Origin of the sequence: uncultured Microbacterium sp., from assembly GCF_945952435.1 — a bacterium.
Classification (GTDB): Bacteria; Actinomycetota; Actinomycetes; order Actinomycetales; family Microbacteriaceae; genus Microbacterium.
On sequence record NZ_CAMFHZ010000026.1, the window covers coordinates 1 to 25,422 of the forward strand.

Here is a 25,422-nt window from a genome sequence, read left to right on the forward strand (position 1 = left end):
TCGACGCCCGCCTCGGCGGCGATGGCCTTCGCGGTCAGCGGGTTGTCGCCGGTGATCATGACCGTGCGGATGCCCATGCTGCGCAGTTCCGTGAAGCGCTCGGCGAGTCCTTCCTTGACGACGTCCTTGAGGTGGACGACGCCGAGGATCCGCGTCCGCGCGGGGGCGGGGTGCGTTTCGTCTCGGGCGCCTGCGGCGTCCTCGCTCAACGACCCCTGGTGGGGGTTTTCCGGGGTCGTTGAGCGAGCGGAGCGAGACGAAACGCCGTCTGCCGCCGCGGAGGTCCCGCCGGCCACCGCCACGACGAGCGGGGTCCCGCCCGAGGCGGCGATCCCCTCGGCGAGGCGCGCCGCTTCGTCCGCGGCCGCCTCCGCCTCGTGCGTGGTCAGCGCGCCCTCGCTCTCGAGCCAGGCGCGTATGGCGGATCCGGCACCCTTGCGGATCCGCGATCCGTCGGCCAGGTCCACGCCGCTCATGCGCGTCTGTGCGGTGAACGGCACGCTCTCCGCGTCGCGGGGGGAGGAGACGGTCAGGCCCCGCACCGTGGCGAGCTCGACGATGGAGGCGCCCTCGGGCGTCGGATCCGCGAGCGAGGCGAGGGCCGCGGCACGCAGCAGCTCCTCGACCTCGACGCCGGCGACGGGGAGGACGTCGGTGGCGCGGCGGTTGCCGTAGGTGATGGTTCCGGTCTTGTCGAGCAGGAGCGTCGTCACGTCTCCGGCGGCCTCGACCGCGCGCCCCGACATCGCGAGCACGTTGCGCTGCACGAGGCGGTCCATGCCGGCGATGCCGATCGCGCTCAGCAGCGCGCCGATCGTGGTCGGGATGAGGCAGACGAGCAGGGCGACGAGCACCGCGAGGCCGACCGCGGAGTGCGAGTACGACGCGATCGGGTTGAGCGCGAGCACGACCACCACGAAGACGATCGACAGGCTCGCGAGGAGGATGTTCAGGGCGATCTCGTTCGGCGTGCGCTGGCGGTCGGCGCCCTCCACGAGCGCGATCATGCGATCCACGAAAGTCTCGCCGGGCTTCGACGTGATGCGCACGACGATCCGGTCGGAGAGGACGCGCGTGCCGCCGGTGACGGCGCTGCGGTCGCCGCCGGACTCGCGCACGACGGGCGCGCTCTCGCCCGTGATCGCCGACTCGTCGACGGTCGCGATGCCGGCGATGATGTCGCCGTCGCCGGGGATCGCCTCCCCCGCGACGACGATGACGACGTCGTCGCGGCGCAGGTCGCTCGAGGAGACCTCCTCCGTGCGGGCGCGCTCCGCGGCGGGATCCGATCCCTTCTCGTAGCCGATCACGCGCCGGGCGAGCGTGCTCGTGCGGGTCTTGCGCAGCGTTGCGGCCTGCGCCTTGCCCCGGCCCTCCGCCACGGACTCGGCGAGGTTGGCGAACAGCACGGTCAGCCACAGCCAGACCGCGATCGACGCGGTGAAGCCGGCGGGGAGGTCCTGGCCGTCCGTGCCGATGAACGGCTCTGCGAGGGCGAGGACCGTGGTCAGGGCGGCACCGGCCCAGACCAGCAGGATCACGGGGTTGCGCACGAGCGTCGCGGGGTTCAGGCGACGCAGGGCGCCGGGGAGGGCGCGCAGGAGTTGCGCGCCGCCGAAGGCGCGCGGCGGACGCGGCGGGGTGCCGGACGCGTCCGGAGCATCGACGGGACGGAGCCCTTCGACGGGCTCGGGGTTCGAGAGGTGTGCGGTGGTCATCGGACGAGTCCTTCGGCGAGCGGCCCGAGCGTGAGCACGGGGAAGTAGGTGAGGGCGGTGACTACGACGGCGACCGCGGCGAGCAGCCCGACGAACTGCGGGCGGTGCGTGGGCAGGGTTCCCGCGGTCTCCGGGATCCGCTGCTGCGCGGCGAGCGATCCGGCGAGGGCGAGTACGAAGACGATCGGGATGAAGCGCCCGAGCAGCATCGCCGCGCCGAGGGCCGTGTTCAGCCAGGGCGTGTTGGCGGTGAGCCCGGCGAACGCCGACCCGTTGTTGTTCGACGCCGACGTGAACGCGTAGAGGACCTCGCTGAGCCCGTGCGGCCCGGGGTTGAGGATCGAGGTCTTCTCCACGTCGGAGCGGATCGCGGGGATCGCGAAGCTCAGCGCGGTACCGGTCAGCACGAGCGTGGGCGTCACCAGGATGTAGAGGCTCGCGAGCTTGATCTCACGCGGACCGAGCCGTTTGCCCACGTACTCGGGCGTGCGGCCGACGAGCAGGCCGCCGACGAAGACCGCGATGACCGCGAGGATCAGCATGCCGTACAGCCCGGAACCGACGCCGCCGGGGGCGACCTCGCCGAGCATCATGTTGATCATCGGCATCATCCCGCCGAGCGGGGTGAACGAGTCGTGCATCGCATTCACGGCGCCGGTCGAGGTGAGTGTCGAGGCGGTGCCGAAGAGCGTGGATCCGAGGATCCCGAAGCGCTGCTCCTTGCCCTCCATCGCGGCGCCGGCGAGCTGGGTCGCCGCACCGCCGCCGCCGAGCTCGAGAGCGCTCAGTGCGAAGGTCGAGACCAGGAAGATCGTTCCCATGACGGCGGCGATCGCGAAGCCCTGGCGGTCGTCGCCGATCATCCGGCCGAACGTGCGCGGAAGCGCGAACGGGATGCACAGGATCAGCACGATCTCGAGCAGGTTCGTCCAGGGAGTCGGGTTCTCGAAGGGGTGCGCGGAGTTCGCGTTGTAGAAGCCTCCGCCGTTGGTGCCGAGGAGTTTGATGGCCTCCTGCGAGGCGACAGGACCGCCCGGGATGGCCTGTGTGCCCCCCGCGATGGTGTGCGCGGTCGTGAAGCCGGAGAGGTTCTGGGCGATGCCCCCGGCGATGAGGGCGATCGCGGCGAGGACGGCCAGCGGCAGGAGGAGGCGGACCAGGCCGCGGATCAGGTCGACCCAGAAGTTGCCGATCGTGCTGCTGCCGCGACGGGCGAAGCCGCGGACGAGGGCGATCGCGACCGCGATGCCGACGGCGGCCGAGGTGAAGTTCTGCACCGCGAGACCGGCGAGCTGCACGAGGTGGCCCATGGTCTGCTCGGGGGAGTAGGACTGCCAGTTCGTGTTGGCGACGAAGGAGGCCGCGGTGTTGAACGCGAGCCCTTCGGGCACCGGCGGCAGGCCGAGGGAGAGCGGGAGCACCTGCTGCACGCGCTGGAGCAGATAGACGATCAGCATGCCGACCACGGAGAACGCGAGAACACCGCGGAGGTAGGCGCGCCAGGTCTGCTCGGTCGAGGAGTCGACGCCGATGAGCCGGTAGATCCCGCGCTCGACGCGCAGATCCTTCCCGCCCGAGTACACCCGGGCCATGTAGTCGCCCAGCGGGCGGTACAGCAGGACGAGGACGAGGATCAGGGTCGCGGCCTGCAGCACGCCGAGTCCGATGTCCGCGCCGCTCATCAGAACCGCTCCGGGGCGACGAGGGCCACCACGAGGTAGACGATGGCGGCGACCGCGAGGGCGGCCGCGAGAATGGCGAAGAACGTCACAGTCGCTCCACCCCCTTCGCGATCAGGGCGGCGAGGGCGAACAGCGCGAGCGTGAAGGCCACGTAGATGATGTCGAGCACGGATCCGATCGAACCGCGGGGATCGCTCCCGGAGCCCGATCCTCACGTTCTCCTCACGTCCTGCTCCGGGATCCATGCGCGTTCCGCACGGACGCGAGGCCGCAGGGTCAGCGGGTGCGGGAGTGCAGGGAGCCGAAGACGACGAGCACGGCGGCGACGAGCGCCAGGGCGAGCATGGACGCGGACGCGGCCGTGTGGAACTGCGCGGTCTGCGCGGCGCTCCAGCGCCCGGCGGCGATCGCTGGGCGAGCAGGCGCAGCTCCAGCAACGGATGCCGTGCCGTGCGCTCCCTCCAGACGAACAGAGCCAGGGCGAGCAGCGCGCCGGCCAGGGCCGCCCAGGGAGTCACGGATCCGACCCCGTCGTCGAGGAGCAGAGTGGGCGCCAGGAGGGCGAGGACGATCGCCGACGTGCCCAGGAGGGCGCCGAGCACGTCGATCGGCGCGCGGTGCAGCCTGTGCGGATCGTCGGCGGCGATGCCGAGACGGATCGCGAGCGCGGCGAGCAGGGCCACCGGCACGTTCACGAGCAGGAGGACGCGCCAGGGCGCCACGGCGAGCACCGCTCCTCCCGCGAGGGGTCCGACCGCGAGGCCGACGATGCCGATCGTCGAGATGAGGCTGATCGCCGTGACCCTCAGCCCGTCGTCGTCGAACAGGCGGGACGCCAGCGCGGCGGATCCGGGGGTCGTCATCGCGGCGGCCACGCCCATGACCGCGCGGACCGCGACGAGCCCTTCCGTCGTCGTGACGACCGCGGTCGCGAGCCCCGCGGCGGCGAGCAGGAGGAGCCCGAGGAGCATGAGCCTGCGTCGGCCGAACCGGTCGGCGATCGCGCCGAACAGCAGCATGAGGCTGCCGAACACGACCGAGTACGCGCCGGTCACCCACTGGTTCCTCGCGGCCTTCGTCGCGGTGCGCGGAGCCATGCTCGCGCACCGGGACGGCGCCCGCATCGTCTCCGGCGCGCACGACTCGCTGCGACGGGCCGAGTTCTCCGAGCGCGTGACGGAGCGGCTCGTCGACGACTACTTCTCCGCGCACTCGGGCGATGATCTCTTCGCCGACGGGATGCGGCTGCTCACCCGCGGAGCCGCGCAGGGCTGACGGCTCGTCGATCCGCCGCGCGGTCACCCGGCGGCGGGTACGCCCGTCCGGCGGGATACCGCGTCAGTGCTTCTCGGCTCCTGTGCGGGCCGCGTCGGCACCCTCGGGACCGGCCTTCTCGGGCGGCCCCGCGGGGCGCTGCACCCGACGACCGGCCGTGGCGCCGCCGTAGGCCGCGACGGGACGACCTGCCCGCTCCTGCCCTGGCACCGGACGCGAACGCCGTCCGTAGATGAGCTCGGACGAGTCGAGCAGCCACGGCACCAGCGTGATCGTCACGCCATGCACGAGCATGAGCTGGTTCGCGAGCCGCCGCGCGCGGCGGTTGTGCAGGATCGACTCCCACCAGTGGCCCACGATGTACTGCGGCAGATAGACGGTCACGACGGCGGGGCCGTGCTTCGCGCGGTACTTGCGGATGTAGGCCTCGACCGGTCCGGCATAGGTGCGGTACGGCGAGTCGACGATGACGAGTGGGATCGGGATGCGGTGCTGCTGCCAGTCGCGCTGCAGCTGCTCCCCGTCCTCGGGGTTCGCCGCGACGTGCAGGGCCACGGTCTTCTGGTGCCTCGCCGCGATCGCGTAGTCGATCGCCTTGACGACGGGCTTCTGCAGGCGGCTGACGAGGACGATCGCGACGTCGCCCTCCGAGCCGAAGTGCGTGGTGTCGTCCACCGCGATCTCGTGCTCGACGTCACGGTAGTAGCGCTTGACGCCCATCATCAGCAGGCTGAGCACGGGGATGGCGAGGAAGACCATCCACGCCCCGTGCGTGAACTTGGTGATCGTCACGATCACCAGCACCGCGATCGTCAGAGTGGCCCCGAGCGAGTTGATCGCGAGCCCTGTGTACGCCGTGCGGCGCACCGGCTGCGCAGCCTTGACGCTCATCTCCTTGGTGCCCCGCAGCAACGCCCTCCAGTGCCGCACCATGCCGAGCTGGCCCAGGGAGAACGAAACGAACACGCCGATGATGTAGAGCTGGATCAGGTTCGTCAGGTTGGCCTGGAAGAGCACGAGCACGCCGACCGCGGCCACGCCGAGCACGATCATTCCGTTGGAGAAGACCAGCCGGTCGCCGCGCGTGTTCAGCGCCTTCGGGGCGTACCCGTCGCGGGCGAGCACCGCGCCGAGCAGGGGGAATCCGTTGAACGCGGTGTTCGCGGCCAGCAGCAGCACGCAGGCGGTCGCGGCCTGGATGATGAAGAACGGCAGGGATCCCCCGCCGAACACGGCGGAGGCGATCTGGGCCATGAGGCTCTGCTGCGGCTGCGAGCAGTCGAAGCCGACGAGGTCGCGGCAGGGGTTCTCGGCGTAGCGCGCACCGGTGATGAGTCCGAGCGCGGTCAGCCCCGTGAAGAGGAGGATCGCGATCCCGCCCATCATCGCGAGCGTCTTCTGCGCGTTGCCGATCTTCGGGATGCGGAAGGCCTGCACGCCGTTGGACACGGCCTCGACGCCGGTCAGGGCGGAGCAGCCGCTCGAGAACGCGCGCAGCACGAGCAGGATCACGGCGGCGTCGGCGAGGTGTTCGCCGTGCATCGCGTACTGCGCGCTCTCGGCCACGGGGGCGTCGCCGAGGAACGTGCGGACCAGCCCGGTGACGATCATGACGCCGACGGATCCGACGAACACGTAGGTGGGGATCGCGAAGAACGTCGACGCCTCGCGGACGCCGCGCAGGTTCACGACCACGATGAGGATCACGAAGCCGACCGCGAGTTCGACCCGCCACGGGTTGAGCTGCGGCACGGCGGAGATGATGTTGTCGACGCCGGAGGCGATGGACACCGACACGGTCAGGACATAGTCGACGAGGAGTGCGGCCGCGACGATCACGCCGGGGATCTCGCCCAGGTTCTTGGAGGCCACCTCGTAGTCGCCGCCGCCCGAGGGGTAGGCCTGGATCAGCTTTCGGTAGCTCAGCACGATGACGATGAGCAGCAGCACCACCGCCGCGGCCACCCAGGGGGCGAAGGCGAGGAACGCCAGACCGCCGAGGCCGAGGGTCATCAGCATCTCCTGCGGGCCGTAGGCCACGGAGGAGAGTGCGTCGGACGCGAAGATGGGGAGCGCCATGCGCTTCGGGAGGAGCTGCTCGTTCGCCTTCTCGCTGCTCAGCGGCTCTCCGAGGAGGATGCGTTTGGCGACCTGCGGGGCGTCCGCGCTCTCACGGCTGTCATTTGCCACGAGCCGCTAAATTACGCCTTGATCGGGGCGGACGCAATTCTGCGGAGCCGCTGTTGCATCACCGTTGCATCACTCTTCACCCGGATGCGGAGCCCGCGGCCGATTCCTGGGCTAACGCGCGTGAGCGGGAGAGCGCTCTCCGGATCCGTGCGCCTCCTCGGATTCCGGTCCGCGCCCGCCCCGGCGTGTTGAATCCGCTCAGGACGAACACACAGGAGATCCGGACGCGGACTGCGTAGCGTCGCCTGTATGAGCACGGCTTCCGTCGACGATGAAGCGCTGAACCAGACCCTTTCGGAGGCGCGGGAGCTGCGGGACGAGTTCCAGCGCTTCCTGCACGAGTACGAGTTCGGCATGAGGGAGATCGAGACCAAGATCTCGATCCTGCGCGACGAGTTCGCGCACCACCACTCGTACAACCCGATCGAGCACGTGAAGAGCCGGGTCAAGACGCCGGACAGTATCGTCGAGAAGGTCGCGCGTCGCGGTGTGGAGCCGGACTTCGCCTCGATCCGCACGCACATCACCGACATCGCTGGAGTCCGTGTGACGTGCAGCTTCGTCGCCGACGTCTACCGTCTCTTCGATCTGCTCGCGGCCCAGGACGACATCACGGTGCGCATCGTGAAGGACTACATCGCCGCCCCGAAGCCGAACGGCTACCGCAGCCTGCACGCGATCCTGGAGGTGCCGGTGTTCCTGTCCTCGGGGCCGATCGCGGTTCCCGTCGAGGTGCAGTTCCGCACGATCGCGATGGACTTCTGGGCGAGCCTCGAGCACAAGATCCACTACAAGTTCCAGGGTCAGGTGCCGCCGCGCCTCGTCGACGACCTCACGGCGGCCGCGGATGCGGCGACCGAACTCGACGAGCGCATGGAGCGGCTGCACCGGGAGGCGCACAGCCCGCTCGCGGCCCTCGCGCCGATCATCGAGGTCTGAGGCTGCGGGGCGGCGAGGGCTCCGGCCGAGGCACGTCGTCCCTCCTCCGCGCGTCCGACCGGTGCTCAGTCGAGGAACTCGCGGGCGGCGACGGTGAGCGCCCTCACCCCGACCTCGATCGTCGGATGGATCTCGACGGCGAAGAACGGGGAGTGGTTCGTCGCGATCTCGCTGTGCAGCGTGCCGTTCGCGGCGGCTGCGGCGTAGCGCGCCGGATCGATCCCGCCCCAGAACCAGAACACGAGCGGGACGCCGGTGTCACGGGCGAACCAGGACACGTCCTCGCTGCCGGTGAAGAGGCCCGGATCGACGACGGCGTCCTCCCCGAACGCGGCCCGGAAGGCGGCCGTCGCCCGCTCGGTCGCGGACTCGTCGTTGATCGTCGCGGGGAGCGTGTGCAGCGTCTCGATGGTCGGCTCCTCGATCGCGCCGCTCGCGAGCGCCTCGGCGCGGATCACGCGCTCGACGCTCGCGAGGACGCTCTCGCGCAGCGTCTCGTCGGGGTAGCGGAGGCTGAGATCGAGCGTGGCCTCGGCCGGGATGATGTTGTTCTTCGTGCCGGCGTGCAGCGCGCCGACCGTGACGACGGCGAGGTCATGGGGATCCACCTCGCGCGAGACGATGGTCTGCAGGCGCATGACGGTCGCCGCGGCCATGACGACCGGATCGATCGTGGAGTGCGGCCGGGAGCCGTGCCCTCCGCGGCCGCGCATGACCACGTGCAGGCCGTCTGAGGCCGACATCTGCGGCCCCGGACGCACGCCGATCATCCCTGCGGGCAGCGGCGTGACGTGCTGACCGAGCACGACGTCGGGTGCGGGGAACCTCTCCTGCATGCCGTCATCGAGCATCGCCCTCGCCCCGGCGCCGAACTCCTCGGCCGGCTGCACGATCGCGACCACCGTGCCGGACCACTGGTCTTTCGTGGCGACGAGCTCCTCGATCGCTCCGATCAGGGCCGTGACGTGCATGTCGTGCCCGCAGGCGTGCATCACCCCGACCTCGTGCCCCTCGGGATCGACGCCCTTCGCCGTGCTCGCGTAGTCCAGGCCGGACTGCTCGACCACCGGCAGCGCGTCCATGTCGGCGCGCATCCAGACGACCGGCCCCTCGCCGTTCGAGAGCACTCCGACGACGCCGGTGCGCCCGATGCCCTCGGCGACCTCGAGGCCGAGCCCGCGCAGGTGCGCGGCGGCGATCCCCGCGGTGCGCACCTCCTGGAACGACAGCTCGGGGTTGCGGTGCAGGTCGATGAAGAGCGCTTCGAGGTCGATCGTCATGACGCTGAGCCTATCGCCGCACGTATGTGGGCAACCTCGGTCCCGGCGCCAGGACGCCGTTGACGATGGCCTGGATCGCGAACTCGCTCGCGTCGGCGAGATCCACCGCGTCCGGCTCGAGCAGCCACTGCAGTTGCAGGCCGTCCATGACCGCGAGCACGGCTGCCGCGGCCTTCTCGATGGTTCCGGGATCCGTGACGCCCTCTTGTGCGCAGAGCTCCCGGAATGCGGCGTCGACCTCGCCGCGCAGCACGCGGTAGCGATCCTGGAAGAACGCGCGCGCGGGATGGTCGTCGGTCACGGCCTCGGCGGAGAGCACCGTGTAGACCTGCACGATCCCCGGCCGCAGCGCGTTGCGCAGTGCGGTGCCGACGAGGTGCACGAACAGGGCGGGGCCGTCGGGGATGTGCCGCTCGGCGAGGTCGGCGACATCGTCCTGGTCCCGGAACGCGAGCACTTCGAGGAGCAGCCTCTGCTTCGAGCCGAAGTGGTGCAGCACGCCCGCATGGGTCATGCCGACCTGCTCGGCGATGTCGGCGAGGGTGCCGTTGGTAGAGCCCTTGGCGCCGAAGATCTCGATCGCGGCCCGCAGGATCTCGGTGCGTTTGCGCTCGGTCTCGGGGCGCGTCCTGGTGCCCCCTGCGTTCGCGACCATCTCGTCGCCCCCTCTGCTTGTGCGATGAGCTTACCGTCGAGTAACCTCGCCCTCAGCTTACTTTCTCGACAGTAAGTAAGGCGGTCGGCTCGCCCGCCGTCGCTCTGCACCGGTCCCGGGCACGATGGCCGTGTCCGCCAAGAAGGAGAAGCAATGAGGCTCAGGAAGACCTTGATCGGAGTGTCCGCGCTCGCCGTGGTCGGCGCGCTCGCGCTCGCGGGATGCTCGTCCGGCGGATCGTCCGGATCCGAGGGCGGCGCGAAGAGCTCGCTCACCATCGCCAAGCCGGACGGCGCGGCGGTGCTGTCCACCCAGATCAACAACCCGTTCATCACGACCGGGTCCGGCGCTTCGCTCGGCTACGCGCGCATGATCTACGAACCCCTGGCGATGGTGAACCCCGTGGGCAAGAACGAGACGACGCCGTGGCTCGCCTCGAAGGTGGCGTGGAACGACGACTACACGCAGCTCACCGTCACCCCGCGCGAGGGCGTGACCTGGAGCGACGGCAAGCCGTTCACGGCGGACGACATCGTGTTCACGTTCTCGCTGATCAAGAACACCCCGGCGCTCGACCTCGCGGGCCTCAAGCTCAAGGAGGTCGTGAAGGACGGCGGGAACGTCGTGCTCACCTTCACCGAGTCGAAGTTCGTCAAGCAGGGCGACGTGCTGCAGACCCAGATCGTGCCGGAGCACATCTGGAAGAGCATCTCAGACCCGACGAAGGATCCGGCCAAGGACGCCGTCGGCACCGGTCCCTACACGATCAAGACGTTCTCCTCGCAGGGTGTCGTGCTCACGGCCCGCTCCGACTACTGGGGCGGCAAGGTCCCCGTCGCGCAGCTGAAGTACCTCGAGTACAACGACAACACGGGACTTCTCCGCGGTCTCCAGAACGGCGAGACGGACTGGTCGCAGATCTTCATCACCGACTTCCAGAAGAACTACGTCGACAAGGACCCGAAGCACAACGTGTTCTGGGCGGCGAACGTGCTGAGCCCGGACATGATCCTCGTCAACACGCAGAAGAAGCCGTTCAACGACCCCGCGTTCCGCAAGGCCGTGAACATGGTCGTCGACCGCAAGGCGCACGCCGAGAAGGCGCGCAGCAACGCCGGACCTGAGCTGAAGAATGTCACAGGTATCCCGCAGCCGACGGGCGACCAGTACATCGCGGCCGAGTACAAGGACACCGAGTTCTCGATCGACGTCGACGGCGCCAAGAAGGTGCTCGCCGACGCGGGGTACACCTGGGACAAGAACGCCCTCATGGATCCGTCCGGCGCTCCCGTGTCCTTCACCCTGCAGGATCCGCAGGGCTGGAACGATTACGTCACCGGCATCCAGCTCGTCGCGACCCAGGTGAAGGCGACTCTCGGCGCCGACGCGAAGGTGGCGACGCCCGATGCCGACACCTGGACGAGCAACGTCGCGACCGGGAACTTCGACGCCGTGCTGCACTGGACCGGATCGGGCACGAATCCCTGGCACATCTACGACGACGTCATGAACGGCGCCTACCTGGCCCAGGCCTCCGGCGGCAAGGTCGCCGACAACTTCGGCCGGTACGACAACCCCGAGGCGACCGCACTGCTCGCGCAGTACGCCCAGGCCTCCGACGACGCGGTGCGCACCGACGCCCTGAACAAGCTGCAGAAGATCTTCGTGGAGGACGTGCCGGCGATCCCGATCGGCACCCACCCGCAGCTCGGCGAGTACAACACCCGCTCGTTCACCGGCTGGCCGAGCGAGGACGACCAGTACGCGACCGCGGATCCGACCCAGGCCACCGCGGTCCAGGTCGTGATGAAGCTGAAGCCCGTCCAGTAATCGTCCGCGCCGATGACCGGGCGGGGAGCCGCATCGCGCCCCGCCCGGTCACCGGATCCCTGCTCCGGAGCATGCCCTCATGACAGACACCCTTCTCTCCGTGCGCGACTTCTCGGTCGTGTACGACGTGGATCCGCCCGTCGAGGCGGTCAGAGGCGTCACCCTCGACATCGGCCGTGGCGAGATCGTCGGGCTCGCCGGCGAGAGCGGGTGCGGGAAGACCACGCTCGCCTACGGCGTGCAGCGCCTGCTCAAGCCCCCGGCGGTGATCACGAGCGGCAGCGTCACCTTCCACGACGCCTCCGGGGAGGACATCGACGTCAACGCCCTCGACGTCGAGCAGATGCGGCGGTTCCGCTGGGACCGGATCTCGATGGTGTTCCAGGGGGCGATGAACGCGCTCAACCCCGTCGCGACCATCGGGGCACAGCTCGACGACGTCTTCCGCGTGCACCGCCCCGGGATGAACAGGGCCGAGCGGCGTGACGCCGTCGTCGAGCTGCTGGAGATCGTGAAGGTCGGCGGGCAGCGTCTGCGCTCGTACCCGCACGAGCTGTCGGGGGGGATGAGGCAGCGCGTGATGATCGCGATGGCGCTCGCCCTCCGTCCGCAACTCATGGTCATGGACGAGCCGACGACGGCGCTCGACGTGCTCGTGCAGCGCGAGATCCTCACGCAGATCTCGCAGTTGCGCACGGCGTTCGGCTTCTCCGTCGTCTTCATCACCCACGACCTGCCGCTCCTGCTCGAGATCAGCGACCGGATCGCGATCATGCGGGCCGGCGAGATCGTCGAACTTGCCTCCGCCGAGGAGATCTGGACGAACCCGCAGCACGAGTACACGCGGATGCTCCTCGCCTCCTTCCCGCGGCTCACCGGAGAGAGAGGGATGGTGCGACGATGACGACGCTCGAGGTCCGCCACGTCACGAAGGTCTACAACGTCCGCGGTGCGGGCAGGATGAAGGCCCTCGACGACGTGAGCTTCGCCCTCGGATCCCACCAGACCATCGGTCTCGTCGGGCAATCGGGCAGCGGCAAGTCGACGATCGCGAAGATCCTCACGCAGCTCGAACGGCCCACGTCCGGTGAGGTGCTCCTCGACGGCGAGCCCATCCCGCGGGCGGGCAAGGGGCTGCGCGCCTACCGCCAGCGGCTGCGCATGGTGTTCCAGGATCCGTTCGCGTCGCTCAATCCGTACCACTCCATCCGGCATCACCTCGAGCGCCCGCTCCTGCTCGATCGGGTCGTGCCTCGGGGACAGGTGGACGCGGAGGTGCGCCGGCTGCTCGATCGCGTGCGCCTGGATCCGGGGTCGGTGATCGACCGGCGTCCGCACGAGCTCTCCGGCGGACAGCGTCAGCGCGTCGCGATCGCTCGGGCCCTCGCCTCGCGTCCCGCGCTGCTCGTCGCCGATGAGCCGGTCTCGATGCTCGACGTGTCCATCCGCCTCGGCGTGCTGAACCTCCTCGCCGAGCTGCAGCGCGAGGAAGGCCTCGGAGTGCTCTACATCACCCACGATCTCGCCACCGCGCGTCATTTCAGCGACGAGATCATGGTGCTCAACCAGGGCAGGGTGGTCGAACGCGGTCCGGCCGACGCCGTGATCCTCGACCCGCAGGATCCGTACACCCGGGAACTGCGCGCGGCGTCGCCGGATCCGGAGAAGCATTTCGGTCGCCCCGCGGCCACGATCGCAGGAGGTGCGCAGTGAGCGCAGAACCGATCGCACCGACCGCGGATCCGACGCTCGTCGGGACCACGGCGACGAAGGCCGAGCGCACCGGGTTCTCGGTGCCGTGGCGCTTCATCCTCAACAGGGTGCTGTTCTACGTGTTCACCGCGTGGGCCGCCATCACGATCAACTTCTTCATCCCGCGCATGATGAAGGGGGACGCCGTCTCGTCGTTCATGGCGCGAAGCCAGGGGCAGCTCACCCCCGCTGCCGAGAAGGCCCTGCGGCTCATGTTCGGTCTCGACAGCTCGGTGCCGCTCTGGCGCCAGTACCTGGACTACTGGGGCATGCTGCTGCGCGGCGACCTCGGCGTCTCGATCTCGACCGGCATGGCACCGGTGAGCGAGGCGATCGCCTCGGCGCTCCCGTGGACGCTCGGCCTCGTGGGCACCGCGACGGTCATCTCCTTCGCGGTCGGCACCGGGCTCGGGGCCGTGATCGGCTGGAAGCGGGGCAGCAGGCTCGACGCCCTCGTCCCGGTCACGACGTTCCTCGGAACCGTCCCGTACTTCTGGTTCGGGCTCATCTTCATCGCGATCTTCTCCTCGGCGCTCGGATGGTTCCCCGCCGGTCACGCCTACGAGGTCGGCGTCGAGCCGGGCTGGAACGGCGAGTTCATCGGTCAGGTGCTCTCCCACGCCGCGCTGCCCGTGCTCACGATCGTCATCGCCTCGCTCGGCGGGTGGGTCCTCGGCATGCGCAACATGATGCTGACGGTGCTCGACGAGGACTACATCACGGTGGCGCAGGCGAAGGGGATGCCGAATCGTCGGGTGCTGTGGCGCTATGCGGCTCGCAACGCGGTGCTGCCGCAGATCCAGAGCTTCGCCCTGTCGCTCGGCTTCATCGTCGGCGGGACGATCGTCATGGAGATGGTCTTCTCCTATCCCGGGATCGGGCTGCTGCTGCTCAACGCGACGTCGGCCAAGGACTATGCGCTCATGCAGGGCATCTTCCTCGTGCTCGTCCTGGCCGTGCTCGTGGCCAACATCATCGCCGACGTCGTCTACGCCGTCCTCGACCCGCGCACACGCCAGACGGAGAGCTGACCATGAACGTCCCTGCAGAGAGCCCCGAAGTGCTCGCCTCGCCCGCCGGACTCGGCACGCCGGACACCGTAGCCGTGCTGACCGCGGATCCCGCGCCGGCTTCCCGGCGGACGTTCCTGTCGCCGTTGCGCGCGTCGCTCGCGATGTTCGCGAACCCCAAGTCCGCCGCCGGGCTGATCATCCTCGGCGTCTTCGTGCTCGTCGCGGTGTTCGCACCGTGGATCGCCCCCTACCCGCCGACGGCGCAGCACCTCGACCAGACCCTTCAGCCGCCGTCGCTCGCCCATCTGCTCGGCACGACGCACATCGGCGAGGACGTCTTCAGCCAGCTCGTCTACGGCACGCGGGGGGTGCTGCTGGTCGGGTTCCTCGCGACGATCATGGCGACGGTCCTCGCGATCGTCGTCGGGGTGACGGCGGGATACCTGCGCGGTTGGCGCAGCGAGTCGCTGTCCGCCCTCGCGAACGTGTTCCTCGTCATCCCCGCGTTGCCGCTCATCATCATCGTCGCCTCGCAGTTCGAGGATCCACCGCTGCCGGTGATCGCCGCGGTGCTCGGCCTGACCGGCTGGGCGTGGGGTGCTCGCGTGCTCCGCGCCCAGACGATGTCGCTGCGCAACCGCGACTTCGTGCAGGCCGCCAGGGCGAACGGCGAGCCGCTGCACCGCATCATCCTGGTGGAGATGCTGCCGAACCTCCTCGCGATCATCGCGTCGAGCTTCGTCGGCACGATGACCGCCGCCGTCCTCGGGCTCACCACGCTCGCATTCATCGGCGTGATCCCGGTGTCGAACCTGAACTGGGGGACGATCCTGTTCTGGGCGCAGCAGAACAACGCGTTCCCCGACTACTGGTGGTGGTACGTGCCGGCCGGGCTCTGCATCGCGCTGCTCGGTGTCGCGCTGTCCCTCATCAACTTCGGCATCGACGAGTACGTCAACCCCCGTCTGCGCTCCGCGGGCGAGCGCGCCCGAGCCCTGAAGAAGCGGGGCATCGACCAGAACTCGGCCGTGACCGCGGTGCGCACCGGTCCTGGCCCCGGTCGCGCCGGATCCGATCCAGAAAGCACCACTGCATGAGCACCACCGCCCCCATCCAGGACACGATGCCCTACCAGGACCCGACACGGTCGACCGCGGACCGCGTCGCCGATCTGCTCGGCCGCATGAGCGTCGAGGAGAAGATCGGGCAGATGCTCCAGCTCGATGCACGCGACGACCTCGCCGACCACGTGCTGCGGCGCCACGTCGGCTCGATCCTGCACACGTCGCCCGAGCGCATCGTCGAGGCCAACCGCCTCACGCAGCGCACCCGGCTGCGCATCCCGCTGCTCGTCGGCGAGGACTGCATCCACGGACACTCGTTCTGGCCCGGCGCCACGATCTACCCGACGCAGCTCGGCATGGCCGCGTCCTGGGATTCCGCGCTGCTGGAGCGGGTCGCGAGGGCGACGGCCGAGGAGGTCGCGGCGACCGGGGTGCACTGGACGTTCTCTCCGGTGCTGTGCATCGCCCGGGACTTGCGGTGGGGGCGTGTGAACGAGACGTTCGGCGAGGATCCCTTCCTCATCGGGGAGCTCGCCAGCGCGATGGTGCGGGGATACCAGGGGGCCGGGCTCGATGACCCCACCGCCATCCTCGCGACCGCGAAGCACTTCGCCGGATACTCCGAGACCCAGGGCGGGCGCGACGCGAGCGAGGCGGACATCTCCCGTCGCAAACTGCGCAGTTGGTTCCTTCCCCCGTTCGAGCGGGTGGCGCGGGAGGGGTGCCGCACCTTCATGCTCGGGTACCAGTCGATGGACGGGGTGCCCATCACGGTCAACGACTGGCTGCTCAGCGACGTGCTGCGGGGCGAGTGGGGGTACTCGGGTACGCTCATCACCGACTGGGACAACGTGGGTCGCATGGTCTGGGAGCAGAAGGTGCAGCCCGACCACACGCACGCCGCCGCCGCTGCGGTGAAGGCGGGCAACGACATGGTGATGACCACGCCGCTGTTCTTCGAGGGTGCGCGGGACGCCGTCGCGAAGGGCATGCTGTCGTCCTCCGACTTCGACGCCGCGGTCGCCCGGATCCTGACGCTCAAGTTCGACCTCGGTCTCTTCGAGGATCCGCGGCTGCCGTCGGATCGCCGAGACGCGGTGGTCGGGAACGCGGAGCACGCCGCGCTCAACCTGGAGATCGCGCGGCGCTCGATCGTGCTGCTCGAGAACGACGGGACGCTACCGCTCGGCGGCGCCGACGCACCGGGGCCGCTGTCGCGTCCGGTACGGATCGCCGTGGCCGGCCCCCTCGCGGACGACGCCCAGACCCAGCTCGGCGACTGGGCGGGGGGATCCGGTCAGGCGGGCTGGCTCGACGGCCAGCCGCGGGAGATGATCACGACCGTGCTCGAGGGGCTGCGCGGACTCGAACATGTCGAGGTGCGGTACGCGCGGGGTGCCGAGATCCTCACGCTCGAGCAGGATCCGAGCGGGGCGACCTTCCCGGACGGCCAGCCGCGTCCGCCCGTGGTCGTGCCGAGCGCGCCGGACCCGGCCCTGATCGCCGAGGCCGTGGCCGCGGCGGAGGAGGCGGACGTCGTCGTCGCCGTGGTCGGCGATCGGATCGAGCTCGTCGGCGAAGGACGCTCGACGGCCACCCTCGATCTGATCGGTGGGCAGATCGCTCTGCTGGATGCTCTCATCGAGACGGGGAAGCCGGTCGTCGTCGTGCTGCTCGCGTCGAAGCCGCTCGTGCTGCCGCCGTCGGTGCAGCGGGCGGCTGCCGTGCTCTGGGCGGCGAATCCCGGTATGCGCGGGGGACAGGCCGTCGCCGAGATCATCGCCGGTCGCGTGGAGCCCTCGGGACGCCTGCCGATCTCGTTCGCGCGGCACGTGGGCCAGCAGCCGACGTACTACAACCAGCTCCGAGGGCAGCACGGCGACCGCTACGCGGACCTGACGCAGAGCCCCGCCTGGGCCTTCGGCGAGGGACTCTCCTACTCCACCGTCGTCTATGCGGATCTGTCCCTCGACGCGGTCGAGCTCGACGAGGCGGACACGGTCCGCGCGGCGGTGACGGTCACGAACACCGGGGCGCGTCCTGTCCTCGAGACGGTGCAGGTCTACGTGCGCGACACGGTGACGAGCGCGAGCTGGACGGACAAGGAGCTCAAGGCGTTCCGTCAGGTCGAGGTGCCGCCGGGGGAGTCGGTCCGCGTGCGGATCGACCTCCCCGTCGCCGACTGCACGATCGTCGACGCGGCGGGGGTCCGCCGGGTCGAGCCGGGCGCTTTCGAGCTGCTCGTCGGGCCCTCGTCCAGGGACGAGGTTCTGCAGGCGGCCGGATTCGAGGTGGTCGCCTCCGGCGGATGATCCGTTCGCCGGCCGCCCACGGCCCGACCGTGCCCCCGACGCGCGGGCGACGGAGGGTCCGACAATTCGTACGGATTTCGACGGAATCCTCACGCTGCGTCGATCCGCTCTGCTTGGATGAGCGGGTGCGTACGAAGCGAGCCCCCGGAACGGGCGGATCGGGTCCCTTGATCTGGTTCGCCGTGGCGACGTTCTCCATGGGCATCGACGGCTACGTGCTCGCCGGGCTGCTCCCGCAGATCGCGGCCGATCTCCGCGTCGACGCCGCCGCCGCGGGACAGCTGATGAGCGTGTTCGCCGCGACCGGTGCGATCGCCGGACCGTTGCTCGGGGCCCTCACCGGACGCTGGGAGCGCAAGCGGACGATCGCTCTCGCCCTGGCCGTCTTCGTGCTCGGCAACCTCGTCGTCGCCCTGGCCCCGCTCTATGTCTGGGCCTTGATCGGGCGCATTGTGTCCGCCCTGGGCGGCGCGCTGCTCAACGCGGTGATCGCCTCCTACGTCGTGGCCCGCACGCCGGAGCACCGCCGGGGCAGGGCGCTCTCGCTCGTCATGGGAGGGTGGCTGTTCGCGACAGCGCTCGGCGTGCCGATCGGTCTCGTGATCGGGCAGCAGGACTGGCGGATCCCGCTGTTCCTCGTCGTCGGGGTCGGCATCCTCGCGCTGTGCGGGATCCTGCTGCAAGTGCCGCGACTGCGCCTTCCCGCCCTGCCCCTGCGCGAGGCGCTGCGCCCCCTCACGCAGCCGACGATCCTGTTCCTGCTGCTGCCGCCCCTGGGACTCATGGCGGCGAGCTATTTCTGCTTCACCTACGCGACGCTCATCATCGGCCCGCGGATCGGGGAGGGCTATCCGATGATCGCCGTGCTCTTCGGCTACGGGATCGTCAGCCTCGCCGGGAACATCGTCGCCGGTCGCCGGGTCGACCGGCGCGGCCCCCTCGGCTGGATCACGATCATCTGCGCCACGCTCGTCGTGAGCGCGCTCGCCGCCGGAGCCGGTCTGCTGCTGCCCGGCCTCGCCGGCGCTGCCGTGGCGGTGGCGTGGTTCCTCGTCGCCGCGTTCTTCAACGGCGGGTCGGGGGTGGCGTTCCAGTCGCGTCTGGCGTCGATGGTGCCCGAGTCGGTGGTCGCCCTCGTACTCGCCCTGAACAACAGCGCGATGTCGCTCGGGAGCGCGCTCGGCAGCGCTCTGGGAGGGATCGCGCTCGCCGCCGGCGTCGTCCCGGATCACCTCGTGCCGCTCTCCGCGATCATCCTCGCGATCACGCTCGCGCTGCATCTCGTCGCCGTCCGGTGGATCAAGCCCGTGCGCCGCGCCCACCTGGACACGCCGATCGTCGAGCCGCCCCTGGGCGCGCTCGATCCCGCCTGACCGCGGCGGCACAGGCTCCCGCTCAGTCGGCGAGCGTGTACCAGACGGCGGTGTCGACGGGGAGCTCCCGGCCCGTGAGCGGGCCGCTTCCGACGACGACCGACGCCCCCGCGGGAAGCGCGACGGGCACCTCGCCGAGGTTCGCGGCGACGTGCAGATCCCCGCGGCGGAACGCGACCGTCCCGCGGCCGAGATCCTCCCAGACGAGGGAGCCGGATCCGAGTCCCCGTTCGGCGCGCCCTCGTAGCAGCTCCTTGTAGAGCTCCAGCGTCGACCCGTCGACGCCCTCCTCCGCGGCCCGGGCGTACTCGGCCCATTCCGCGGGCTGCGGCAGCCAGCTCGCCCCGGTGTCGTTGAAGCCGTACGACGGCGACGTGCCGCTCCAAGGCAGGGGCACGCGGCACCCGTCGCGCCCGTACCGCGCGCCCTTGGTGCGGAACCAGGTCGGATCCTGCCGGAACTCGTCCGGGATCTCCATCGCCTCCGGCAGCCCCAGCTCCTCGCCCTGGTAGAGGTAGGCAGAGCCGGGCAGCGACAGCATCACGGTGGTCGCCGCCCGCGCGCGGGCGAGACCGAGCGCGCGATCGGGTTTCGGCTCGGTGCGCGGGCCGATCCCGTCGCCCTGCGGGCTCTCCACCGTGAGCGCGAGGCGCGAGGCGTGCCGGATCACGTCGTGGTTCGACAGCACCCAGGTGCTGGGCGCGCCGACGCCCCCGAACGCGTCGAGCGACTCCCGGATCACGGTCGAGAGCTCCTCCGCGTCCCACGGCGTCATCAGGTAGCCGAAGTTGAACGCCTGGTTCATCTCGTCGGGACGCACCCAGAGCGCGGTCTTCTCCAGCGTCGGCAACCAGGCTTCGGCGCAGAGCGCCCTCTCGCCGGGATATTCGGCGAGCAGCGCGTGCCAGTCGCGGTAGATCTCGTGGACGCCGGACTGACCCCAGTAGGGCACGTCGTCCTCGTCGCCGCCCATCGAGCCGCCCTCGGGATCGGGCGTGTAGTCGGGCAGGCCGTCCTTCTTGATGAGGCCGTGGGCGACGTCGACCCGGAAGCCGTCGACCCCCCGATCGAGCCAGAACCGCAGCACCCCGCGGAACTCCTCGCGCACGTCGGGGTTGGTCCAGTCGAAGTCGGGCTGGCTCGTGTCGAAGATGTGCAGGTACCACTGCCCCGGAGTGCCGTCCGGCTCGGTCACGCGCGTCCACATCCCTCCGCCGAACACGCTCTCCCAGTTGTTCGGGGGCAGGTCGCCGTGCGGCCCCTTGCCGTCGCGGAAGATGTAGCGGGCGCGCTCCGGGCTGCCCGGTGCGGCCTTCAGCGCGTCCTGGAACCAGCGGTGCTGGTCGGAGGAGTGGTTGGGGACCAGGTCGACGATCACCCGGATCCCGCGCTCGTGGGCGGCGGCGAGCATCGTGTCGAAGTCGTCGAGCGTGCCGAACAGCGGATCCACGCCGCGATAGTCCGAGACGTCGTAGCCCGCGTCCTTCTGCGGGCTCGGCATGAACGGGCTCAGCCAGATGGCGTCGACCCCGAGCTCGCTCAGTGCGTCGAGCCGGGAGGTGATCCCCGGCAGATCGCCGATCCCGTCGCCGTTCGCGTCGGCGAAGGAGCGAGGGTAGATCTGGTAGATGACGGCGGTGCGCCACCACTCGGATCCCGGGGCGGACTGCTGCTCGATCTCTGCCATGCGATCAGGCTACGGGATCCGACGCGTCGGCCCGGAGCGCTGATGGCCGCGGGCCGTCGGCTACATGCCGTCGGTCGCGCGCCTCAGCGCGGGATCAGGTTGATCGGCTCCTCGCCGGCGCGCATGCGGTCGATCTGAGTGCGGACGAGGGCCGCCATGCGGGGTTCCATCGCGCTCGACGCTCCCCCCACGTGCGGGGTGAGCAGCACGCCGGGCGCGTTCCACAGGGGGTGGCCCTCCGGCAGCGGTTCGGGGTCCATGACGTCCAGCGCTGCGCGGATCCGTCCCGCCTCGGCGACCAGCGCGTCGGTGTCGACGAGGGTGCCCCGGCCGACGTTCACGAGCAGCGCGTCGTCGGCCATGCGGGCGAGCATCGCCGCGTCGAAGAGGCGATGCGTGGCCTCGCCGCCGGGAAGGGAAAGGATCACGATCTCGGCTTCGGGCAGGAGCGAAGGGAGCGCGGCGAGGGGGTGCACCGGGACGGTGCCCAGGCCGTCGACCTGTTCGATGCGCGAAGAGCGGCCCACGGCGGTGACCGAGACCTCGAAGCCGGCGAGGCGCCGTGCGATCGCCGTGCCGACGCCGCCGATCCCGACGAGCAGCACGCGCCGATCCGCGAGACTCGACGTGAATCCGCGATCCCACACGCCCGCTTCCTGCGCCCGCACGAACCGCGGCAGCTCCCGCTGCGCGGCGAGGGTCAGGGCCAGGGCGAGTTCCGCGGTCGCCGGCTCGTGCACGCTCGCCGCGTTCGCGAAGGGGATCCCTGCCGGGATGCGGTCGATGATCGCCTCGTAGCCGATCATCTGACCCTGCACGAGCCCAACTTCGAGTCCCTGCAGGGCGGAGAGGCGCTGGCGCCCCAGATAGGACGGCACCACGATGTCGATGCGCTGCGCGGGCGGCGGCGTCGCCATGTCCCACACCCGGACCTCGACCCCCTCGGGGAGCGGGTGCAGATCGGCGGCGAGGTCGGCGGTCGGGACGGTGACGAGGAAGCTCACCCCACGAGCGTAGGCCGTGAGAGCGCTGCGCGAGCGGTCCACTCGGCGCCGACCGGACCCCGGCCGCACGGGAGCACGTTCCCCTCCCCGTATGCGCTTCCCCTCCCCGGAGCAACGCCATTACGGGGAGGGGAACACGGCCAGAGGAGGGAAAGGGCAACCGGTGCCGGGGTCCGGGATCCCGTTCAGCGTGCTCGCGTAGAATCGTGACAATGACCGACGCCTCCTCCGACGCCCCGTCGACGCCGAGCGACCGCAGCGCCTCGACGGACGGCGACGCCGCCGGATCCGGCCTCGATCCCGCCGACCTCGCCACGACCCTGCGCGTGCTCGCCGCCCTGCACGAGACCCCGCAGGACCACCCCGACTTCGTGGCCGTGCGTCGCGCGACGGCCGCGATGTTCAAGGCCGCCAAGCGCGTGCGCCGTCGTGAGATCCGCGACGCGATCGCCGAGGCCGACAAGGCCGTGATCGCGGCGACCGCGACCGGCGCCCCCGACCGCATCGACGACGAGACGCGCGGCCTCGACCTGGCGTCGAGCGTCGTGGACGCTCCGGTCGCCGGAGAGCTCCTCAAGCCACGCAACTGCTACATCTGCAAGCAGCCCTACACGACGGTCGACGCGTTCTACCACCAGCTCTGCCCGGACTGCGCGCGGTTCAGCCACGGCAAGCGCAACGCCCGCACCGACCTCTCCGGCAAGCGGGCGCTGCTCACCGGAGGTCGCGCGAAGATCGGCATGCACATCGCGCTGCGGCTGCTCCGCGACGGCGCGCACACGACGATCACGACGCGCTTCCCGCGTGACGCGGTGCGTCGTTTCGCGGCCCTCCCCGATTCCGCCGACTGGCTGCACCGGCTGCGGGTCGTCGGCATCGACCTGCGCGATCCCGCCCAGGTGATCGCCCTCGCCGACTCCGTCGCGGCCCAGGGGCCCCTCGACATCCTCATCAACAACGCCGCGCAGACCGTCCGCCGCTCACCCGGCGCCTACTCGCTCCTCGCCGACGCCGAGCTGCAGCCGCTCCCGGACGGGCCGCTACCCGAGATGGAGACCTTCGGCCACACCGCGGATCCGCATCCGGAGGCGCTGCAGGCCTCGGTGGATGCGCATCCGCTGCTCTCGATCGCCTCTCTCGGCGGCACGATCGCCGAGCAGGGCGGACAGGCGCTCACCGCGGAGGAGCTCGCCCGTCTCGCGATGGCGCCCGGATCCTCCTCGCTCGCGAAGCACGCCGACGGCACCGCGATCGACGCGGGTGGTCTCGTGCCCGACGTGAACCGGGTGAACAGCTGGGTGCAGAGCGTGGACCAGGTGGATCCGCTGGAGATGCTCGAGGTGCAGCTTTGCAACACCACGGCGCCCTTCCTGCTCATCAGCCGGCTGCGTCCGGCCATGGCCGCGTCGCCCGCGCGCCGTAAGCACATCGTCAACGTTTCGGCGATGGAGGGCCAGTTCTCTCGGCGGTACAAGGGGCCCGGCCACCCGCACACGAACATGGCGAAGGCGGCCCTGAACATGCTCACGCGCACGAGCGCGGGGGAGATGCTGGAGACCGACGGGATCCTGATGACCGCCGTCGACACCGGCTGGATCACCGACGAACGCCCGCACTACACGAAGGTGCGCCTCGCCGAAGAGGGCTTCCACGCCCCGCTCGACCTCGTCGACGGCGCAGCCAGGGTATACGACCCGATCGTGCGCGGCGAGGCAGGGGAGGACGTCCACGGCGTGTTCCTGAAGGACTACGAGCCCAGCCCCTGGTGACTGCTCAGCCCCTGGGGACTGTGCAATCCTGACGTCGTACGCGGCGATACCCTGAGCGCACCGGATCCACCGTCCGGATCCCGTCCCGAAGGAGCGTCGCGATGGTTCCCGAGATCAACTACTGGGCCGTTCTGCTCGCGACCGCGTCGAGCATGGTCGTCGGATCCGTCTGGTACGCGCGCGGTGTGTTCGGCACGCGCTGGGCCCGCCTCGCAGGGATCGACCTCGACAACCCGAAGGGCAACCCCGTCCTGGCCATCATCGCGACGGTGGTCGTGAGCTTCATCACCGCGTGGGTGCTCGCGGGGGCGACGGCGATCGCCTGGCACTTCTCCGGCGGATCCTTCTTCGTCTCGGCGCTGGTGACGTCGATCACGCTGTGGATGGGGTTCACGGCCGCGCGTTTCATCACGCATGACGCGTTCGAGGGGCGTCCCCGTTCGCTGACCGTGCTGAACATCGCGCACGAGCTCGTCACGGTCGTTGTGATGGCCGTGCTGATCGGGGTCTGGCCTCCCGCGCTCGGCTGATCCGTTCAGCGCCGCATGGCGTAGCGGTGCAGGGTGACGCCCTCATCGTAGGGGGCCCGCTCGAGCAGGTCGACGATGACCGGATCCCGGATCTCGCCCGGACGCGGATCGTCGAACAGCGGCCTCCCGGATCATGCCGTGCACGAACGGGCCCCCGCGGTCCTCCATCGTCCGGGATGCTTCGACGCTAGAGGGGGGTCTGCGAATCGCGACGCTCCGCGACAGGGGCGGGGGTCAGGCCCGGTGAGACAACCGGGAATCGTGGGGCGGGTTACGCGGCGATGCGGGCGACCGCGGCGATCGCGCTCGTGAAGAACGGCAGACCGTCGATGCCGCTGCGCATCGCAGCGGAGGTGTCGGGGCCGAAGCCGGGCTCGGTCGCGTGCTCCGGATGCGGCATCAGACCGACGACGTTGCCCGCCGGATTCGTGAGCCCCGCGATGTCGCGCAGCGATCCGTTGGGGTTCACGCCCGTGTACCGGAAGGCGACGAGGCCCTCGCCCTCGATTCGGTCCAGGGTCTCGTCGGAGGCGATGTAGCCCCCTTCGGCGTTCTTGAGCGGGATGACGATCTCCTGCCCGCGGGAGAACTCGTTCGTCCATGCGGTGTCGGCGTTCTCGACGGTGAGCCTCTGGTCGCGCCGCACGAAGTGTTGGTGGTCGTTGCGGATCAGGCCGCCCGGCAGCAGGTGCGCCTCGACGAGCATCTGGAAGCCGTTGCAGATGCCCAGGATCGGCATTCCCTTCGAGGCGGCGTCCTTGACCTCGGTCATGATCGGCGACAGCGCGGCGATCGCGCCGCTGCGCAGGTAGTCGCCGTAGCTGAAGCCTCCTGGCAGGATCACGGCGTCGACGCCGTCGAGGTCGTGCGTGCCGTGCCAGAGCGCGACGGGCTCGGCGCCGGCGATCCGCACGGCGCGCTGCGCATCGCGGTCGTCGAGCGAACCGGGGAAGGTGACGACCCCGATCCGCACCGTCATTCGGCGACCTCGATGCCGACGACGTCCTCGATGACGGCGTTGGAGAGCACCTCTTCGGCGACGCGGCGGGCCTCGGCGAGGACCTCGTCGGTGACCTCGCCCTCGACGGTGAGCTCGAAGCGCTTTCCGATGCGCACATCGGAAAAGGCGGTGACACCCGTGCGGGCGAACGCTCCGGACACGGCCTTCCCCTGGGGGTCGAGCAGTTCGGATTTGGGCATGACGTCGACGACGATGGTGGGCATTCGAGGCTCCGGAAGTCGCGGGCGGGGGCAGGGCCAGTCTAGCCTCCGGCCGTGGTCTGCTCCGTCGCGCCCGTCCCGCGCGAAGCGCCCTCCTCCGTCGACCGTTCTCAGGGTGGATCGGCGCA

Annotated in this window: 21 protein-coding genes; 11 read left to right on the forward strand and 10 right to left on the reverse strand. The window is 70.2% G+C overall.

The window, feature by feature from the left end; genetic code table 11:
- The 3 genes from kdpB to Q0P88_RS12805 form a co-directional block, all read right to left on the reverse strand.
- On the reverse strand, window positions 1–1,718 hold a 1,718-nt coding region (gene kdpB, locus Q0P88_RS12795; RefSeq protein ID WP_295014746.1), incomplete at its 3' end, for a potassium-transporting ATPase subunit KdpB.
- Window positions 1,715–3,400 (reverse strand): potassium-transporting ATPase subunit KdpA, encoded by a 1,686-nt coding sequence (gene kdpA, locus Q0P88_RS12800; RefSeq protein ID WP_295014748.1) that lies wholly within the window; start codon window positions 3,398–3,400, stop codon window positions 1,715–1,717. The genes kdpB and kdpA, both read right to left, overlap by 4 nt.
- Window positions 3,400–4,455 carry an MFS transporter gene (locus tag Q0P88_RS12805; protein ID WP_295014750.1) on the reverse strand — a complete coding sequence of 352 codons (1,056 nt, stop codon included), beginning with the start codon at window positions 4,453–4,455 and terminating at the stop codon, window positions 3,400–3,402. Before Q0P88_RS12805 ends, kdpA begins: the two co-directional genes overlap by 1 nt.
- Between Q0P88_RS12805 and Q0P88_RS12810 the strand changes: the two genes are divergently transcribed.
- Entirely contained in the window at window positions 4,418–4,675 is a 258-nt protein-coding gene (locus Q0P88_RS12810) for a hypothetical protein (protein WP_295014751.1), read from the forward strand. The two genes, Q0P88_RS12805 and Q0P88_RS12810, sit on opposite strands and share 38 nt — an antisense overlap.
- Before the next feature lie 63 nt (window positions 4,676–4,738).
- Here the strand turns inward: Q0P88_RS12810 and Q0P88_RS12815 are convergent, their stop codons facing one another.
- The gene (locus tag Q0P88_RS12815; protein ID WP_295014753.1) at window positions 4,739–6,865 is read right to left on the reverse strand and encodes an APC family permease; all 2,127 of its coding nucleotides are present in this window, start codon (window positions 6,863–6,865) and stop codon (window positions 4,739–4,741) included.
- Between the two features lie 249 nt (window positions 6,866–7,114).
- Between Q0P88_RS12815 and Q0P88_RS12820 the strand changes: the two genes are divergently transcribed.
- Window positions 7,115–7,804, forward strand: coding sequence for a GTP pyrophosphokinase family protein (locus tag Q0P88_RS12820; RefSeq protein ID WP_295014755.1), 690 nt, complete (start codon window positions 7,115–7,117; stop codon window positions 7,802–7,804).
- A 65-nt stretch (window positions 7,805–7,869) separates the two neighbouring features.
- Here the strand turns inward: Q0P88_RS12820 and Q0P88_RS12825 are convergent, their stop codons facing one another.
- Window positions 7,870–9,084: an amidohydrolase gene (locus Q0P88_RS12825; RefSeq protein WP_295014756.1), complete on the reverse strand. Its 1,215-nt coding sequence runs from the start codon at window positions 9,082–9,084 to the stop codon at window positions 7,870–7,872.
- Window positions 9,085–9,094: 10 nt separating this feature from the next.
- On the reverse strand, window positions 9,095–9,739 hold the full coding sequence (locus tag Q0P88_RS12830) for a TetR/AcrR family transcriptional regulator (RefSeq protein ID WP_295014758.1): 645 nt from the start codon (window positions 9,737–9,739) through the stop codon (window positions 9,095–9,097).
- 153 nt (window positions 9,740–9,892) lie between these two features.
- On the opposite strand from Q0P88_RS12830, the gene Q0P88_RS12835 reads away from it, so the two are divergent.
- The 7 genes from Q0P88_RS12835 to Q0P88_RS12865 all read left to right on the forward strand — a co-directional run bounded on the left by Q0P88_RS12835 (window position 9,893) and on the right by Q0P88_RS12865 (window position 19,083).
- A complete protein-coding gene (locus Q0P88_RS12835; RefSeq protein WP_295014759.1) occupies window positions 9,893–11,569 on the forward strand; it encodes an ABC transporter substrate-binding protein in 1,677 nt (558 codons plus the stop codon).
- Window positions 11,570–11,648: 79 nt separating this feature from the next.
- Entirely contained in the window at window positions 11,649–12,473 is an 825-nt protein-coding gene (locus Q0P88_RS12840; RefSeq protein ID WP_295014760.1) for an ABC transporter ATP-binding protein, read from the forward strand.
- Window positions 12,470–13,282: an ABC transporter ATP-binding protein gene (locus tag Q0P88_RS12845; RefSeq protein ID WP_295014761.1), complete on the forward strand. Its 813-nt coding sequence runs from the start codon at window positions 12,470–12,472 to the stop codon at window positions 13,280–13,282. The genes Q0P88_RS12840 and Q0P88_RS12845 overlap by 4 nt, the downstream gene beginning before the upstream one ends.
- Window positions 13,279–14,352, forward strand: a complete 1,074-nt coding sequence (locus Q0P88_RS12850) for an ABC transporter permease (protein WP_295014762.1) — start codon at window positions 13,279–13,281, stop codon at window positions 14,350–14,352. Before Q0P88_RS12845 ends, Q0P88_RS12850 begins: the two co-directional genes overlap by 4 nt.
- Window positions 14,353–14,495: 143 nt before the next feature.
- Window positions 14,496–15,431 carry an ABC transporter permease gene (locus Q0P88_RS12855; protein WP_295014780.1) on the forward strand — a complete coding sequence of 312 codons (936 nt, stop codon included), beginning with the start codon at window positions 14,496–14,498 and terminating at the stop codon, window positions 15,429–15,431.
- 26 nt (window positions 15,432–15,457) lie between these two features.
- The gene (locus Q0P88_RS12860; protein ID WP_295014781.1) at window positions 15,458–17,710 is read left to right on the forward strand and encodes a glycoside hydrolase family 3 N-terminal domain-containing protein; all 2,253 of its coding nucleotides are present in this window, start codon (window positions 15,458–15,460) and stop codon (window positions 17,708–17,710) included.
- Between the two features lie 125 nt (window positions 17,711–17,835).
- The gene (locus Q0P88_RS12865) at window positions 17,836–19,083 is read left to right on the forward strand and encodes an MFS transporter (RefSeq protein ID WP_295014763.1); all 1,248 of its coding nucleotides are present in this window, start codon (window positions 17,836–17,838) and stop codon (window positions 19,081–19,083) included.
- Between the two features lie 22 nt (window positions 19,084–19,105).
- Here Q0P88_RS12865 and Q0P88_RS12870 read toward each other — a convergent pair whose 3' ends face one another.
- Window positions 19,106–20,770, reverse strand: coding sequence for a glycoside hydrolase family 13 protein (locus Q0P88_RS12870; protein WP_295014764.1), 1,665 nt, complete (start codon window positions 20,768–20,770; stop codon window positions 19,106–19,108).
- An 83-nt stretch (window positions 20,771–20,853) separates the two neighbouring features.
- Window positions 20,854–21,774, reverse strand: a complete 921-nt coding sequence (locus Q0P88_RS12875) for a 2-hydroxyacid dehydrogenase (protein ID WP_295014765.1) — start codon at window positions 21,772–21,774, stop codon at window positions 20,854–20,856.
- 212 nt (window positions 21,775–21,986) lie between these two features.
- Here Q0P88_RS12875 and Q0P88_RS12880 point away from each other — a divergent pair, with 212 nt between their 5' ends.
- Both Q0P88_RS12880 and Q0P88_RS12885 read left to right on the forward strand, forming a co-directional pair.
- The gene (locus tag Q0P88_RS12880) at window positions 21,987–23,543 is read left to right on the forward strand and encodes an SDR family oxidoreductase (RefSeq protein WP_295014766.1); all 1,557 of its coding nucleotides are present in this window, start codon (window positions 21,987–21,989) and stop codon (window positions 23,541–23,543) included.
- Between the two features lie 101 nt (window positions 23,544–23,644).
- Window positions 23,645–24,073 (forward strand): DUF1761 domain-containing protein, encoded by a 429-nt coding sequence (locus Q0P88_RS12885; RefSeq protein WP_295014767.1) that lies wholly within the window; start codon window positions 23,645–23,647, stop codon window positions 24,071–24,073.
- Between the two features lie 271 nt (window positions 24,074–24,344).
- Here Q0P88_RS12885 and purQ read toward each other — a convergent pair whose 3' ends face one another.
- Together purQ and purS are read right to left on the reverse strand one after the other, a co-directional pair.
- A complete protein-coding gene (gene purQ / locus Q0P88_RS12890) occupies window positions 24,345–25,046 on the reverse strand; it encodes a phosphoribosylformylglycinamidine synthase subunit PurQ (RefSeq protein WP_295014782.1) in 702 nt (233 codons plus the stop codon).
- A gap of 2 nt (window positions 25,047–25,048) precedes the next feature.
- Window positions 25,049–25,297, reverse strand: coding sequence for a phosphoribosylformylglycinamidine synthase subunit PurS (gene purS, locus Q0P88_RS12895; RefSeq protein ID WP_295014768.1), 249 nt, complete (start codon window positions 25,295–25,297; stop codon window positions 25,049–25,051).
- Window positions 25,298–25,422: the final 125 nt, after the last annotated feature.